The organism is Curtobacterium herbarum (genome assembly GCF_016907335.1).
Taxonomy (GTDB): Bacteria; Actinomycetota; Actinomycetes; order Actinomycetales; family Microbacteriaceae; genus Curtobacterium; species Curtobacterium herbarum.
Genome location: NZ_JAFBBT010000001.1, coordinates 2,150,231 through 2,163,741, shown reverse-complemented (window position 1 = coordinate 2,163,741; position 13,511 = coordinate 2,150,231). Strand labels below are relative to the sequence as shown.

Annotated in this window: 12 protein-coding genes; 9 read left to right on the top strand and 3 right to left on the bottom strand. The window is 71.1% G+C overall.

Annotated elements, in window-relative coordinates; translation table 11 throughout:
* Window positions 1-100 precede the first annotated feature (100 nt).
* From JOD51_RS10330 to JOD51_RS10320, 3 genes are all read left to right on the top strand, one after another.
* Window positions 101-1,054 carry an ROK family glucokinase gene (locus tag JOD51_RS10330; RefSeq protein WP_111075108.1) on the top strand — a complete coding sequence of 318 codons (954 nt, stop codon included), beginning with the start codon at window positions 101-103 and terminating at the stop codon, window positions 1,052-1,054.
* A 57-nt stretch (window positions 1,055-1,111) separates the two neighbouring features.
* A complete protein-coding gene (locus JOD51_RS10325; RefSeq protein ID WP_204608177.1) occupies window positions 1,112-1,837 on the top strand; it encodes a lysophospholipid acyltransferase family protein in 726 nt (241 codons plus the stop codon).
* Window positions 1,838-1,957: 120 nt separating this feature from the next.
* Window positions 1,958-3,304: a class II 3-deoxy-7-phosphoheptulonate synthase gene (locus JOD51_RS10320; RefSeq protein ID WP_204611091.1), complete on the top strand. Its 1,347-nt coding sequence runs from the start codon at window positions 1,958-1,960 to the stop codon at window positions 3,302-3,304.
* Between the two features lie 79 nt (window positions 3,305-3,383).
* Here the strand turns inward: JOD51_RS10320 and pknB are convergent, their stop codons facing one another.
* Window positions 3,384-5,414: a Stk1 family PASTA domain-containing Ser/Thr kinase gene (pknB, locus tag JOD51_RS10315; RefSeq protein ID WP_204608176.1), complete on the bottom strand. Its 2,031-nt coding sequence runs from the start codon at window positions 5,412-5,414 to the stop codon at window positions 3,384-3,386.
* 186 nt (window positions 5,415-5,600) lie between these two features.
* Entirely contained in the window at window positions 5,601-6,839 is a 1,239-nt protein-coding gene (locus JOD51_RS10310) for a LysM peptidoglycan-binding domain-containing protein (protein WP_259557167.1), read from the bottom strand.
* A 255-nt stretch (window positions 6,840-7,094) separates the two neighbouring features.
* On the opposite strand from JOD51_RS10310, the gene JOD51_RS10305 reads away from it, so the two are divergent.
* Complete coding sequence (locus JOD51_RS10305) at window positions 7,095-7,451, top strand: Rv2175c family DNA-binding protein (protein ID WP_259557165.1); 357 nt, start codon at window positions 7,095-7,097, stop codon at window positions 7,449-7,451.
* A 95-nt stretch (window positions 7,452-7,546) separates the two neighbouring features.
* On the opposite strand, the gene JOD51_RS10300 is transcribed toward JOD51_RS10305, so the two are convergent.
* Window positions 7,547-8,665 carry a polyprenyl synthetase family protein gene (locus JOD51_RS10300; RefSeq protein WP_204608174.1) on the bottom strand — a complete coding sequence of 373 codons (1,119 nt, stop codon included), beginning with the start codon at window positions 8,663-8,665 and terminating at the stop codon, window positions 7,547-7,549.
* An 84-nt stretch (window positions 8,666-8,749) separates the two neighbouring features.
* Here JOD51_RS10300 and JOD51_RS10295 point away from each other — a divergent pair, with 84 nt between their 5' ends.
* The 5 genes from JOD51_RS10295 (at window position 8,750) to JOD51_RS10275 (ending at window position 13,510) form a co-directional block, all read left to right on the top strand.
* Window positions 8,750-9,148, top strand: coding sequence for an SCO2097 family morphological protein (locus JOD51_RS10295; RefSeq protein ID WP_204608173.1), 399 nt, complete (start codon window positions 8,750-8,752; stop codon window positions 9,146-9,148).
* Window positions 9,149-9,491: 343 nt separating this feature from the next.
* Entirely contained in the window at window positions 9,492-9,923 is a 432-nt protein-coding gene (mraZ, locus tag JOD51_RS10290) for a division/cell wall cluster transcriptional repressor MraZ (RefSeq protein WP_111075069.1), read from the top strand.
* 104 nt (window positions 9,924-10,027) lie between these two features.
* Window positions 10,028-10,981: a 16S rRNA (cytosine(1402)-N(4))-methyltransferase RsmH gene (gene rsmH, locus JOD51_RS10285; RefSeq protein ID WP_204608172.1), complete on the top strand. Its 954-nt coding sequence runs from the start codon at window positions 10,028-10,030 to the stop codon at window positions 10,979-10,981.
* Window position 10,982: 1 nt separating this feature from the next.
* Window positions 10,983-11,708, top strand: a complete 726-nt coding sequence (gene ftsL, locus JOD51_RS10280) for a cell division protein FtsL (protein ID WP_204608171.1) — start codon at window positions 10,983-10,985, stop codon at window positions 11,706-11,708.
* 32 nt (window positions 11,709-11,740) lie between these two features.
* Window positions 11,741-13,510: a peptidoglycan D,D-transpeptidase FtsI family protein gene (locus tag JOD51_RS10275; protein WP_204608170.1), complete on the top strand. Its 1,770-nt coding sequence runs from the start codon at window positions 11,741-11,743 to the stop codon at window positions 13,508-13,510.
* Window position 13,511: the final 1 nt, after the last annotated feature.

Below are 13,511 nucleotides of genomic sequence, written 5' to 3'. Positions count from 1 at the left end.
TCGATGTGAGACCGCTCATCTTCGAGTCGGCTCCCGCTCAGCATAGGACGCCTCCCGGGACGTTCGGTGAGTCGTCGTCGAACCGGTAGGCTCCGTGTTCGTGCATGCCATCGGAATCGACATCGGGGGCACCAAGATCGCGGGAGCGGTCGTCACGGAGCTGGGCGAGATCCTCGCCGAGGACCGCGTCGCCACGAACGCTGCGGACCCGATCGCCATGCTCGACGACGTCGTGTCGATGGTCGAGCGCCTCAGACTCCAGCACCAGGTGGGTGCGGTGGGGGTCGCCGCCCCCGGGTTCATCGACGCCTCGCAGTCGATCGTGTACTACACGCCGAACATCCGCTGGCGGAACGAGCCCCTGCGCCAGAAGCTCCAGGAGCGTCTGGGCGACCTGCACATCACCGTCGACAACGACGCGAACGCCGCCGGGTGGGCCGAGTTCCGCTTCGGTGCCGGTCGGCTCGTGTCCGACATGACCATGCTCACCATCGGCACCGGGGTCGGCGGCGCGATCGTCACCGAGGACCGGCTGTTCCGTGGCGGCTTCGGCACCGGCGGCGAGATCGGCCACCTGCGCATCGTCCCGAACGGCCTACCCTGCGGCTGCGGTGCCCGCGGCTGCATCGAGCAGTACGGCTCCGGTCGCGCGCTGCAGCGGATGGCGAACGACGTCGCGGACGCCGGCGGCATCGGTGTCGCCCTGGCCGAGGCACGCGACGCCAACGGCGGTCAGCTCGACGGCGCCGTGGTCGGGGAGCTCATCCTCGCCGACGACCCGGGCGCCCTGGCGGCACTCCGGCGTCTCGGCCGCCACCTCGGCGAGGCCTGCGCGTCACTCTCGGCCGTGCTCGACCCGCAGCTGTTCGTCTTCGGTGGCGGCGTCGCCAGCGCGGGGGACCGGTTGCTCGAGCCGATCAAGCAGGCGTACCTCAACAACCTGCCGGCCCGGGGCTACCACCCGGAGCCGGACTTCGTGATCGCCGAGCTCGTCAACGACGCCGGCGTCGTCGGTGCTGCCGACCTCGCCCGCATCCACGCCCGGACCGCCTGACCGCGGCTGCCGGCACCCCGCACGGTCCGCCACACCTCCCACCCGACGGAGTCGACGATGCTCTACTGGCTGCTGAAGAACTTCGTGCTCGGCCCGCTCATCCTGACCCTGTTCCGGCCCTGGGTGGTCGGACGTGAGAACGTCCCCGCCTCCGGTCCGGTCATCTTCGCGTCGAACCACGTGTCGTTCATCGACTCGGTGATCCTGCCGGCCGTGCTCGACCGCCGGATGTCGTTCCTGGCGAAGAGCGACTACTTCACCGGACGTGGCCTGAAGGGCTGGGCGACGAAGACGTTCTTCAACGCGATCGGACAGCTGCCGATCGACCGCTCCGGCGGCAAGGCGTCGGAGGCCTCGCTCCGCACCGGCCTGCAGGTCCTGGCGCGCGGTGAGCAGCTCGGCATCTACCCCGAGGGCACCCGCAGCCCGGACGGCAAGCTCTACCGCGGCCGCACCGGCATCGCGCGGATGGTCCTGGAGGGCCGGGTCGTCGTGGTCCCGGTCGCCATGGTCGGCACGCGCGACGTGCAGCAGATCGGCCAGAAGTTCCCGAAGTTCAAGCGCGTCGGCGTCGTCTTCGGCAAGCCGCTCGACTTCTCGCGCTTCGAGGGCCTGGAGACCGACCGCTTCATCCTCCGCAGCGTCACGGACGAGATCATGCACGAGCTCCGCGGGCTGAGCCGCCAGGAGTACGAGGACGTGTACGCGACGAGCGTCAAGGAGCGGGCGACCAGCGCCCGCGAGAGCGTCATGCGCGAGCGTCGGACCGCCGCCGGACGGTAGGCTCGGACGGTCCCGCATCCGCCGGGACGCCGTCGCCCGCCGACGGCCGAGCGTGAACCAGAACACCGAGGTGCAGCCTTGTCCGAGTCGATCGACTCCCTCACCCTGCAGGATCCGGACCTGATCGCGGGGCTCGACCACTGGCGCACGCTCCCGATCAAGCAGCAGCCGACCTGGCCGGACCCCGCCGCTGCCGAAGCCGCCTCGGCCGAGATCGCCACGCTGCCGCCGCTCGTCTTCGCGGGCGAGGTCGACCAGCTCCGCGACCGCCTGGCCGCCGCCGCGTCGGGCCGTGCGTTCCTGCTGCAGGGCGGTGACTGCGCCGAGACCTTCGCCGGTGCCACTGCGGACTCGATCCGCGACCGCGTCAAGACGATCCTGCAGATGGCCGTCGTCCTCACCTACGGTGCGTCGACCCCGGTGATCAAGATGGGGCGGATGGCGGGTCAGTTCGCCAAGCCGCGCTCGAGCGACTGGGAGACCCGCGGCGACGTCACCCTGCCGGCGTACCGCGGCGACATCGTCAACGGCTACGACTTCACGCCGGAGTCCCGCCAGGCCGACCCGCGTCGTCTGGTGCAGGGCTACCACACGGCCGCGTCGACCCTGAACCTGGTCCGCGCGTTCACCCAGGGCGGCTTCGCGGACCTGCGGCAGGTGCACTCGTGGAACAAGGGCTTCGCCGCCAACCCGGCGAACGCCCGGTACGAGAACCTGGCCGCCGAGATCGACCGCGCGATCCAGTTCATGGCCGCGTGCGGTGCCGACTTCGAGGCGCTCAAGCACGTCGAGTTCTACGCCTCGCACGAGGGGCTGCTCATGGACTACGAGCGCCCGATGACCCGCATCGACTCCCGCTCCGGCCAGGCGTACGACACCTCCGGACACTTCATCTGGATCGGGGAGCGCACCCGCGACCTGGACGGCGCCCACGTCGACTTCCTGTCCCGCGTGCGGAACCCGATCGGCGTCAAGCTCGGCCCGACCACCTCGGTCGCCGACATGGAAGCCCTGATCGAGAAGCTCGACCCCGAGCGCGAGCCGGGCCGCCTGACCTTCATCACCCGCATGGGTGCCGGCAAGATCCGCGACGAGCTGCCCAAGCTGCTCGAGGCGGTCAAGGGCATGGACGCCACCCCGCTGTGGGTGACGGACCCGATGCACGGCAACGGGCTGACCACGCCGAACGGCTACAAGACCCGCCGCTTCGACGACGTCGTGGACGAGGTCCTCGGCTTCTTCGAGGTCCACCGCGCGGTCGGCACGTACCCGGGCGGCATGCACGTCGAGCTCACCGGTGACGACGTCACCGAGTGCCTCGGCGGCTCGGAGCACATCGACGAGGCCACCCTGGCGACCCGCTACGAGTCGCTCTGCGACCCGCGGTTGAACCACATGCAGTCCCTCGAGCTCGCCTTCCTGGTGGCCGAGGAGCTCCGCGCGCACCCGTCGGTCATCCGCGGCTGACGGGCAGCACCGCCTGACGGACGGGAGGCCCGACACCGGACCGGTGTCGGGCCTCCCGTCCGTCAGGCGGTCGCGCCCGTTACTGCTGGTACTCCAGAGCGATCGTGTCGCCCTTGTGGACCGTGGCACCGTCGCCCGGGTCCGTGGACGTGACCGGCAGCTTGCTCTTCCAGTCGTAGAACTGGCAGAGGATGTTCGTGCAGTCCGGGTAGCTGACCTTGAGCCCGAGCGCCTGCAGGGTCGACGTGGCCTCGTCGATGGTCTTGCCCTGCACGGACGGCAACGTGATCGGCGCCGGACCCTTCGACACGACGACGTCGACCGCGGTGCCCTTGACCGCGGGGTCGGCGGCGGGTGCGGCGGAGATGACCTGCCCGGCCGGTACCGTCTCGCTGAACTGCTCCGTCTGGCTGCCGAGCTCCAGACCGACGCCCCGCAGGGTGCTGGTGGCGTCGGCGACCGTCTTGCCGGTGACGTCCGGCACGGCGCCGAGCGAGACGGTGAGCGTGACCGGGCCCCGTTCCGGGTACTGCTCGACGGTGGTCAGGTCGACGGGCCCGGAGTCGTCGCGGCCGGTCGCGGCGATGACGGTGCCGGCCGGGACATCGGTGGAGAACTGGAACTGCGGGTCCTGCAGGTCGAAGTCGTCGTCGAGCGCGGCGCGCGCGGTGGTGGCGGACTGGCCGACGATCGCCGGCAGGGTGATCATCCGCGGGCCGCTCGAGACGACGATGCGGATCGCGGTGCCCTTGCGGACGAACCGGTCCACCGGCGGCTGGGTCGCGGTGACCAGGCCGGCGGCGATGTCCAGGTCGGGACGGCTCGTCGTGGCCTCGGCGGCGCGCAGTCCGTTGGAGGCCAGGGTCTGGCGGACCTGCGAGACGGTCTTGCCGGCGACGGCGGGGATCCGGATGTTGCCGCCCGGTCCGGGCCCGTACCAGGCGGCGATGCCGGCGCCGACGAGGGCCAGGACGAGCACGACGACCAGGGCGATCCAGCCGCGCTTGCGGCGCTTGGCGGACTTGTCGGCCAGACGCTGACCGGCCGGCGACAGGGCCGCGGTGACGGCGCCGGTCCGTCGGGGGCCGGGTGCGTTCCGGGGCCGAGGCGGCGTCTCCTGCGTGCCCCGGCGGTCCAGGACCGTCGTGTCGTGCTCGCTGGCGTCCTCGATGTCGTCGCCGAACCCGGCAGCCCCGGCGCTGCCGCCGGACGGGAGGATCGCGGTCGCGTTCTCGGGGCGCAGCACGGCGGTCCGGTACTGGCCGGTCGCGCGCTGCTGCACGCCCGCCATGTGGTCGAGCATCTCGCGGGCGTCGAGGGGACGGTCGCGCGGGTCGCGCGCCGTGGCCCAGGCGACGAGCTCGTCGAGCTCCGCCGGGACGCTCGGCAGCGCGGCGCTCGGTGCGGGGACCGTGTCGTTCGCGTGCTGGTAGGCGATCTGCATCGGCTGCTCGCCCTTGTAGGGCTGCTCGCCGGTGAGCATCTCGTAGAGCATGATGCCGAGCGCGTAGATGTCACTGCGCGAGTCGGCGGCGCCGCGGGTGACGAGTTCGGGGGAGAGGTACGCGATCGTGCCGAGCAGCGCGGCCCCGGTTGCGGTGTTCGCGGTCGTCGCCCGGGCCAGGCCGAAGTCGCCGAGCTTGATGCGCCCGTCGTCGGCGAGCAGGACGTTCTCGGGCTTGAGGTCGCGGTGCACGATGCCGGCGCGGTGGGCCGAGGCCAGGCCGGCGAGCACGGCGCGGAGGATGTCCGTCGCCTGCTCGGGCGTCAGCGCGCGGTGTTCGTGGAGCAGGTCGCGGAGCGTGATGCCCGGGATGTACTCCATCACGATGTAGACGCAGTCGTCCTCGGCGCCCTGGTCGTAGACGCCGACCAGGTTCGGGTGCGACAGTCGGGCGGCCGAACGGGCCTCCTGGATGAAGCGTTCCCGGAAGGCCTGGTCGTCGGCCAGGTGCCCGTGCATGATCTTCACCGCGACACGACGTTCCAGGCGCACGTCGGTCGCCAGGTACACGGTCGCCATGCCGCCGCGCGCGATCCGGGATCGGACGCGGTACCGCTGATCGATCATGCGACCGATCATCGGGTCCGTGGCGGCGTTCGTGGTCATCTGCGGCATTCTACGAATCCGGACGGGGATGACCGGCACCGGCGCACCGGTCGTTACACGATCTCGACCGGAGGGATGACCCGGCGGTGCGGACCAGGCCGGCGGTGCGGACCAGGAGGGGACGCCGGGTGGGCCCGACGGGGGTCAGCGCGAGCAGGTCAGCGCGAGGAGGTCAGCGTGCGGGGCTCAGAGCGAGCGGAGCCACGCGTGCGCGGACTGCTCCCACTGCGCGTACGCCTTCGGGTACGCGGAGCGCTGGACGGCCTGCGCCGCCTCGGTCACGCTCATCGACGACCAGCCCGGGATGTCGAGCAGGCCGGCGGTGACGCCGGGGTTCGGGTTGCGCGAGCCGCCGAAGAACAGCTCGGACGCGTAGACCGTGTCCTGCAGCTGGGCGGGCGTGCCCCAGCCCTGGCTCGGACGCTGCTGGAACAGGCCGACGGAGTCGCGGTCGCCGTGTGCCAGGTTCCGCAGGTTCGACTCCTGCATCGCGGTGGCGAGCGCGATGACGAGGCCGCGGTCCGAGACGCCGAGCGACCGGCCGACCCGGACGATCGTCGCGGCGTTCGCGCGCTGCTCGCTGGAGAGCGAGGGGCCGCTGGCGGGCAGGACGAGGGTGCTGCCGGCGTAGATCGTGCTCGTGTAGGTCAGGCCGTTCGCCGCCAGGAGCGACGACACCGAGACGCCGTGCGTGGTCGCGACCGAGAGGATGGTGTCGCCGTTGCCGACCGTCACCGAGCCGGCGCGGCGGACGGTGGCGCTCGTGGTGGGCGCGGCACTCGAGGTGGCGGGTCCGGCGGTCGTGGCCGTCTTCGTGGTGCTGGACTGCCCGGCCGGGACGCGGAGCGACTGCCCGGGGTAGATGACGCTGCGCTGCGAGAGCTCGTTGGCGGTGAGGAGCGCGGCGGTGGAGACGCCGACCTTCGCCGCGATGCCGGAGACGGTGTCGCCCTGCTTGACGTGGTAGCTGGCGGTCGTTGTGCTCGTGGTGACCGCACCGCCGACCGGGGTCGAGGCGAGGCGCAGCGTCTGGCCGGCGTGGATGATCGTGTTCCAGCCGAGGCCGTTGCGGACCAGGATCTCCTGCGCGGACAAGCCGTAGCGGGCGGCGATGGCGGAGACGGTGTCGCCCTGGCGCACGGTGTACGTGGTGGGCGCCGCGGTGCGGGTGGCGGCGACCGTCGTGACGTCGGGCTGCTGCTGGCGGGCGACGGCGGTGCCGAAGACCGGGCCGGAGCCGAGGTTCCGGTCCTCGTCGACGTGCCGGCGGTTCGAGTCGTCGTCGTGACGCTGCTCGATGTGGGCGATCGGTCCGGTCAGGCCGGCCGTCACCGCGATCGTGCCGGCGAGGACGATCGGCATCGTCGCGAAGCGCGACGAGCGGAGGCGTCGGGCTGCCTCGTCGGGGGTCGTGTCCCTGTCCACGGTCGTTCTCCTGTCTCCGCACGTCGTCGGCACGGGGTGGGTCTGTCGGCCGTGTGTGCACGTACACGGCACACACAGGTGATCACACGCTGACACGCTGTGATTCCCAAGTCAACCAGAGCGCCGAAAGTTGCGCTCGTGACTGGTGTGACTCGTGTTACCAGTGTGACTCGATTGCACGGGATCCGCCGGGTTCTGGGCGCTCGAGGTGCCCGGTGCTGCGCGGGCGTGCCCGGCTCTGGCACGATGGGACCCGTGAGTGCTGCCCTTCCCGGAGACGACGCCCTGTCCGAACGCTGGTTGACCGTGCCCGACCTGGTCGACCTGCTGGGGGTGAGCCCCGGCCGCGTCCATCGCCTGTTCGAGGAGCGGACCCTGCTGCCGGCCCGCGTCGGCGGTGTCCTCCGTGTCCCGTCCGAGTTCCTCGACGACACCGAGCCGCTGCCCTCGCTGCGCGGCACCCTGATCGTCCTCGGCGACAACGGGCTCACCGACGACGAGGCCGTCCGGTGGATGCTCACCGAGGACGACGCGATGGGGACGACGCCGATCGCCGCCCTCCGTGCGAACCGGAAGGCCGAGGTCCGGCGCGCGGCGCAGTCGCTGCTCTAGCGTCGCGCTCGTCGCGCGTGCGACGCGCGCGATGACGGACGGGAGGCCCGGTACCAGCTGGTACCGGGCCTCCCGTCCGTCAGGGGGTGCGCGGGTCAGGCCGAGCGGCGGCTGACCGTGTCCGCGAGCGAGGCGAGCTGCTCACGGGCCGACGGCGTCAGCGGCGACGCGTCGAGCGCGGCCTTGGCCCGCTGGACGTGCCGCTCGATGGACCGCTCGACCGCGCTGACCGCACCGGAGTCGGTGAGGGTGGCGCGGAGCATCTGCACCTGGTCGTCGTCGAGGTCCGGGTCACCGAGCAACTCGTCGAGCAGCTGGCGGGCCCCGACCGGCAGGGACTTGCGGGCGGTGGCGACGAGGACGGTGCGCTTGCCCTCGCGGAGGTCGTCGCCGGCGGGCTTGCCGGTGACCTCCGGGTCGCCGAACACGCCGAGCATGTCGTCACGCAGCTGGTATGCCACGCCGAGGGGCAGGCCGAAGGACCGGAGTCCGTCGAGCTGGCTCTCGCTGGCTCCGGCGATGAGCGCCCCGATGAGCAGCGGCGCCTCGACCGAGTACTTGGCGGACTTGAAGACGATGACGCGCTGGGCCCGGACGAGCTGTTCGGCGTCGTCGACGGTCGGCCAGGCGGTCTCCTCGTGGATGTCGAGGTACTGACCGGCGGTGACCTCGAGCCGCATCGTGTGGAACTCCTGCCGCACGATTCGGGCGCGCACCGGGTCGAGCAGCGCGAGGGCCTCGTCGAAGAGGGAGTCGCTGAGCGACAGGAGCATGTCACCGAGGAGCAGTGCGGCGTTCGTGCCGAAGAGCGCACGGTCCCCGACCCAGCCGGACTCGGCGTGCTGGGACTCGAAGCGGCGGTGCGCTGCCGGACGCCCGCGACGGGTGTCCGAGCGGTCCATGATGTCGTCGTGCACCAGGGCCGCGGCGTGGAAGACCTCGAGCGCGGCGGCCGCGGTGACGATGGCCTCGGCGGTGGTCTGCCGGGCACCTTCCGACAGCGGGTCGAACGAGCCGGAGCGCCCCGCGACCGACTGCCAGCCCCAGTAGCAGAACAGCGCCCGGAAGCGCTTCCCGCCGGACAGCAGGTCTCGGGCGAACGTGTCGAAGGAGACCAGGTCGGGACTGATCGCCGCGAGGCGGTCGCGCTGCTCGTCGAGAGCCCGATCGATCCGCGCCGAGACGAGGTCCACTAATCGCGTACTCTCAGCCACGGTCCTTACCTTAGTGGGTGGTCCGGTCGTAAGATCGATCCACCCCTTCCACCGCGTCGATCCCAGGAACCAGAGGGAACCAAGATGCCACTCTCGGAGCAAGAGCAGCGCCTCCTCGAAGAGATGGAGCGGAGCCTCTACCAGAACGACTCCGACTTCGTGGCGCGCGTCACTCGCCGCCAGGGCCGTCCGACGTACACCGCCATCACGATCGGTGTCCTGATCGGACTCGTCGGCGTCGGTGTGATCGTCCTCGGGCTCGTCATCAAGCAGCCCCTCATCGGTGTGCTCGGCTTCGTCGTGATGCTGGCCGGGGTGCTCTTCGCCCTCCGCCCCGGCGGTCGGACCGCCACCGCCCGTCCGGCGCGCGGTGCGTCCGCCCGACCCGCCCGCGGCGGTGCCCGCCCGGCTCGCGGTTCCGGCGGCGGTTCCTTCATCGACCGGATGAACGAGCGCTGGGACAAGCGCAACCAGCAGGACTAGCTCCTCCACATCCCTCCACGGGGTCGGCCTTCCCAGGCCGGCCCCGTTTTTTCGTGCCCGGCGGGCCGCCGGGGAGGGCTGAACACCGGTGTTCGTCGGTCGCGCCGCTCCACGACGCGGCGTGACCGACGAACACCGGTGTTCTGCGCGCCCGGAACCCTCCACTGCGCTCCACCCGGACGGGAGGCCCGTGGTTGCGCGGATCGGGCGGCCCACGGCGGCGCGCGGGTGCCCCCAGAAGGGGTGTCGGAGGCTGAGAGTGGGGCAACAGAGCAGCGAAGTGGAGGGAAGTGGAGTAGCGTGGGGCGAGACGAAGACCAGTGGAGCTGACGGGAGGCCCCGAGTGCTGCTCGGTACCCATGCCCCGAAGCTCGACGAGAAGGGTCGCGTGATCCTGCCCGCCAAGTTCCGGGACGAACTCTCCGGCGGTCTCGTCATGACCCGCGGCCAAGAGCGGTGCGTGGTCGTCTTCAGCGCCAGGACCTTCGAGGAACTCCACGAGCGGATCCGCCAGGCGCCGATGACGTCGAAGCGCACCCGTGACTACATGCGCCTGTTCCTCTCCGGAGCCAGCGCCGAACAACCCGACAAGCAGAACCGCGTCACCATCCCGCAGAACCTCCGCGAGTACGCGGGTCTCGAGCGGGACCTGACGGTCATCGGCAGCGGTGACCGCGCCGAGATCTGGTCGACCAGTGCCTGGGAGACCTACTACGCGGAGACCGAAGAGGCCTTCGCCGAGAACGACGAGGAGGTGATCCCGGGGATCTTCTGATCCGTGGATCGAGACTCCCAGCCGTCCGCCCTGACACACCTTCCCCGGTGTCAGGTCGCATGGATGGGGATCCGGACCCACGGCCCAGGAGTCCAGGGGCGCACATGGCAGCACCGGAGAAGTTCCCGCACACCCCCGTGATGCTCGAGCGGATCGTCGACCTCTTCACGCCGACGCTCGAGGGCCCGGGCAAGACCGTCGTCGACGCCACGCTCGGCATGGGCGGCCACTCCGCCGGCCTGCTCGAGCGCTTTCCGGAGCTGACACTCGTCGGACTCGACCGCGACACCGACGCCCTCGGCATCGCGGGGGAGCGGCTCGCCCGCTTCGGCGACCGCGTGCACCTCGTGCACACCGTCTACGACGAGCTGCCGGAGGCCCTCGACGGCCTGGGCATCGACGCGGTCGACGGCGTGCTCTTCGACCTCGGGGTCTCGTCGCTGCAGCTCGACCGGGCCGAGCGCGGGTTCGCCTACAGCCAGGACGCCCCGCTCGACATGCGGATGGACCGGACGCAGGGCATCACCGCGGCCGAGGTCCTGGCCGACTACGACGAGCGCGAACTGCGCCGGATCTTCCAGCGCTACGGCGAGGAGAAGCTCGCCGGCCGGTACGCGAAGGCGATCGTCGAGCGTCGGACCGAGCGCCCGTTCACGATGTCCGGCGACCTGGTCCAGGTCCTCCACGACGCCACCCCGGTCGCGATCCAGCGGCAGGGGCACCCGGCGAAGCGGGTCTTCCAGGCGCTCCGCATCGAGGTCAACACCGAACTCAGCGTCCTCGAGCGGGCGATCCCGGCCGCCCTCGACCGGATCCGGGTCGGCGGCCGCCTGGTCGTCGAGTCGTACCAGTCGCTCGAGGACCGCATCGTCAAGCGGGCCCTCGTCGAACGCACCACCTCGAGCGCCCCGGCGGACCTGCCGGTGGAGCTCCCCGAGCACGCGCCGACCTTCGCGCTCGTCGTCAAGGGCGCCGAGCAGGCCGACGACGCCGAACGCGCCGTCAACCCCCGAGCTACCCCCGTGCGCCTGCGCGCGGCCGAGCGGATCCGGAAGTGACATGAGCACGAACCTCGCACTCGTCGACCCTGTCGTCGCCCCGTCGCGCGCGCCGCGTCCCGACTCCGTCCGACCCGAGCGGCAGCGCCCGGAGCTCGTCGAGGTCACCACGACCAAGGCCCAGCGCCGAGCCCGACCGCGGGTGGCCTACGCCATCGTCGCGATCGCCGCACTCGGGCTGCTGCTGCTCGCCCAGCTCGGCATCAGCATGGCGCTGAGCCAGGGCGCCTACACGCTGAGCTCGCTGAAGACCGAGCAGACCGGGCTCACCCGGACCCAGGCGTCCCTGTCCGAGGGGCTCAAGGTGCTCGAGTCGCCGCAGAACCTGGCACGCAACGCACAGGCCCTCGGCATGATCGCGAACTCGACGCCGGTGTACCTCGACCCGAAGACCGGCACCGTCTACGGCACGCCCACCCCGGCCACGCCCGGCGAAGCGACCGGCAACACCGCGAACCAGGTCCCGAACTCCCTGCTCGGCGACGTGCCGCTCGCGGCCAAGCCCGGCGACACCGCGACCAGCAAGGAGAACAGCTCGGCTGCTCCGGCCGCCGGGGCCGCTGCGCCCGCGGCCGCCGCTCCTGCGGCGGCCGCGCCCGCCGCCGCAGCGCCCGCCGCCGCGGCCGACACTGAGAAGGCCGGGTCGGCCAGCGCGTCGGACCAGGGTTCGACGAAGTCCTCCGTAGAGTCCGACCCGAACCAGCTCCAGGCACCCACGACGCGGTGACCGAGGGCTCAGCACCACCCGGAAGGCCGCTCGTGACGAAGACGCTCCGCAACCGACGACTGCGCTACAGCGTCGTGATGATCGCCGTGATCGCGCTCGTCGCGGTGTTCGTGGTCCGCCTGGTCGACATCCAGGTCGTCCAGGCCGACGAGCTGTCGAAGGCCGCCGAGTCGAAGCGCAGCATCCCGGTGACGCTCTACGGCACCCGCGGCACGATCGTCGACCGCGACGGGACGGCCCTGGCCGAGAGCGTGGTCCGCTACAACATCACGACCTCGCCCCGCCTGGTGAAGGGGTTCGAGGGCAAGCTCGGCGGGACCCGCGTCAAGGACGTCTCGGTCGACCAGGCGCTCAGCGCGATCGCGAAGGCCTCCGGCGGTGACGTCGCCGCCATGCAGAAGAACATCACGGCCGACCCGAAGTCCGACTTCGCGTACCTGGTCAAGGGCATCGACGTCGCGCACTACGAGGCCGTCCGTGCCCTGCAGGTCCCGTGGCTGTACCCGGAGCAGCAGGCCGCACGGTCGTACCCGACCGGCGCCGCCACCGGCAACGTCACCGGCTTCATGGGGACCGACGGTGCCCAGGCCGGCCTCGAGCTGGCGTACCAGAAGTGCCTCGCCGGGACGAACGGTTCCGAGACGTACGAGCGCGGTGAGGACGGCGTCCAGCTGCCGGGCAGCACCGTGACGCAGAAGCGTGCGAAGGACGGCGGGACGCTCGTCACCACGATCGACAGCGACCTGCAGTACATGGCGTCGCAGGACATCGCGGACGCCGCCCAGCAGCTCAAGGCCGAGTCCGCGACCGCCACCGTGGTGAACGCCAAGACCGGCGAGGTCCTGGCCGTCGCGGACTACCCGACGGTCGACCCGAACGACGTCGACGCCACGAAGGACCCCGGTGCCTACGGTTCCCGTGCCCTGACCGCCGCCTACGAGCCCGGTTCGACGATCAAGGCCGCGATCGCCGCCGCGCTCATCGACAAGGGGCTGGCGAGCCCGACCACCCAGGCGGTCGTGCCGTACTCGCGGACCTTCCCCTGGGGCGGCACGATCCACGACTCCGAGTTCCACCCCACCGAGAACCTGACGCTCACGGGCATCCTCCGGGACTCCTCGAACGTCGGCATCACGGAGCTCGGCTCGAAGCTCACGACCCAGCAGCGCTACGACGTGATGCGCGAGTTCGGCCTGTTCGAGCCCGAGTCCGGCATCGACTACCCGGGCCAGCCGACGATGAACTACGGCGCGAGCCCGCAGTGGGACAAGCAGACCGACATCAACTCGATGTTCGGCCAGGGCATCTCGACCACGGCCATGCAGGTGTCGAGCATCTACCAGACGCTCGCGAACCAGGGCGTCCGGATCCCGCTGCACATGGTGAAGGGCTGCCAGACCGAGGACGGCAAGACGATCGACGCGCCCGACGTGCAGAGCAAGCGTGTCGTGTCGGCCGCCGCGGCGACCCAGACGGTCGACATGCTGCAGAGCGTGGTCACCGGCGGCACCCTGGTCGGCATGAAGCCGATCTCGGGCTACAACATCGCCGCGAAGACCGGGACGGCCGAGGTCGCCGACGGCGCCAAGGGCTACGGCGCGGACCGTATCATCTCGGTGGCCGGAATGGCACCCGCCGAAGACCCCCAGTATGTTGTCACGGTGACGTTCACGAAGCCGCAGACCACCAAGTGGTCGAGCGGAGCGGCTCCGGCGTTCCGCACACTCATGTCCCAGGTGCTCGAGAAGTACCGAGTCGCCCCCTCCACGACGCAGGCACGGACCTACCCGTCGACCTGGTAGG

Coding starts and splice junctions, on each gene's coding strand:
- JOD51_RS10325 (WP_204608177.1), top strand. CDS start 1,112: ATGCTCTACTGGCTGCTGAAGAACTTCGTGCTCGGCCCGCTCATCCTG.
- ftsL (WP_204608171.1), top strand. CDS start 10,983: ATGAGCACGAACCTCGCACTCGTCGACCCTGTCGTCGCCCCGTCGCGC.
- rsmH (WP_204608172.1), top strand. CDS start 10,028: ATGGCAGCACCGGAGAAGTTCCCGCACACCCCCGTGATGCTCGAGCGG.
- pknB (WP_204608176.1), bottom strand. CDS start 5,414: ATGACCACGAACGCCGCCACGGACCCGATGATCGGTCGCATGATCGAT.
- JOD51_RS10295 (WP_204608173.1), top strand. CDS start 8,750: ATGCCACTCTCGGAGCAAGAGCAGCGCCTCCTCGAAGAGATGGAGCGG.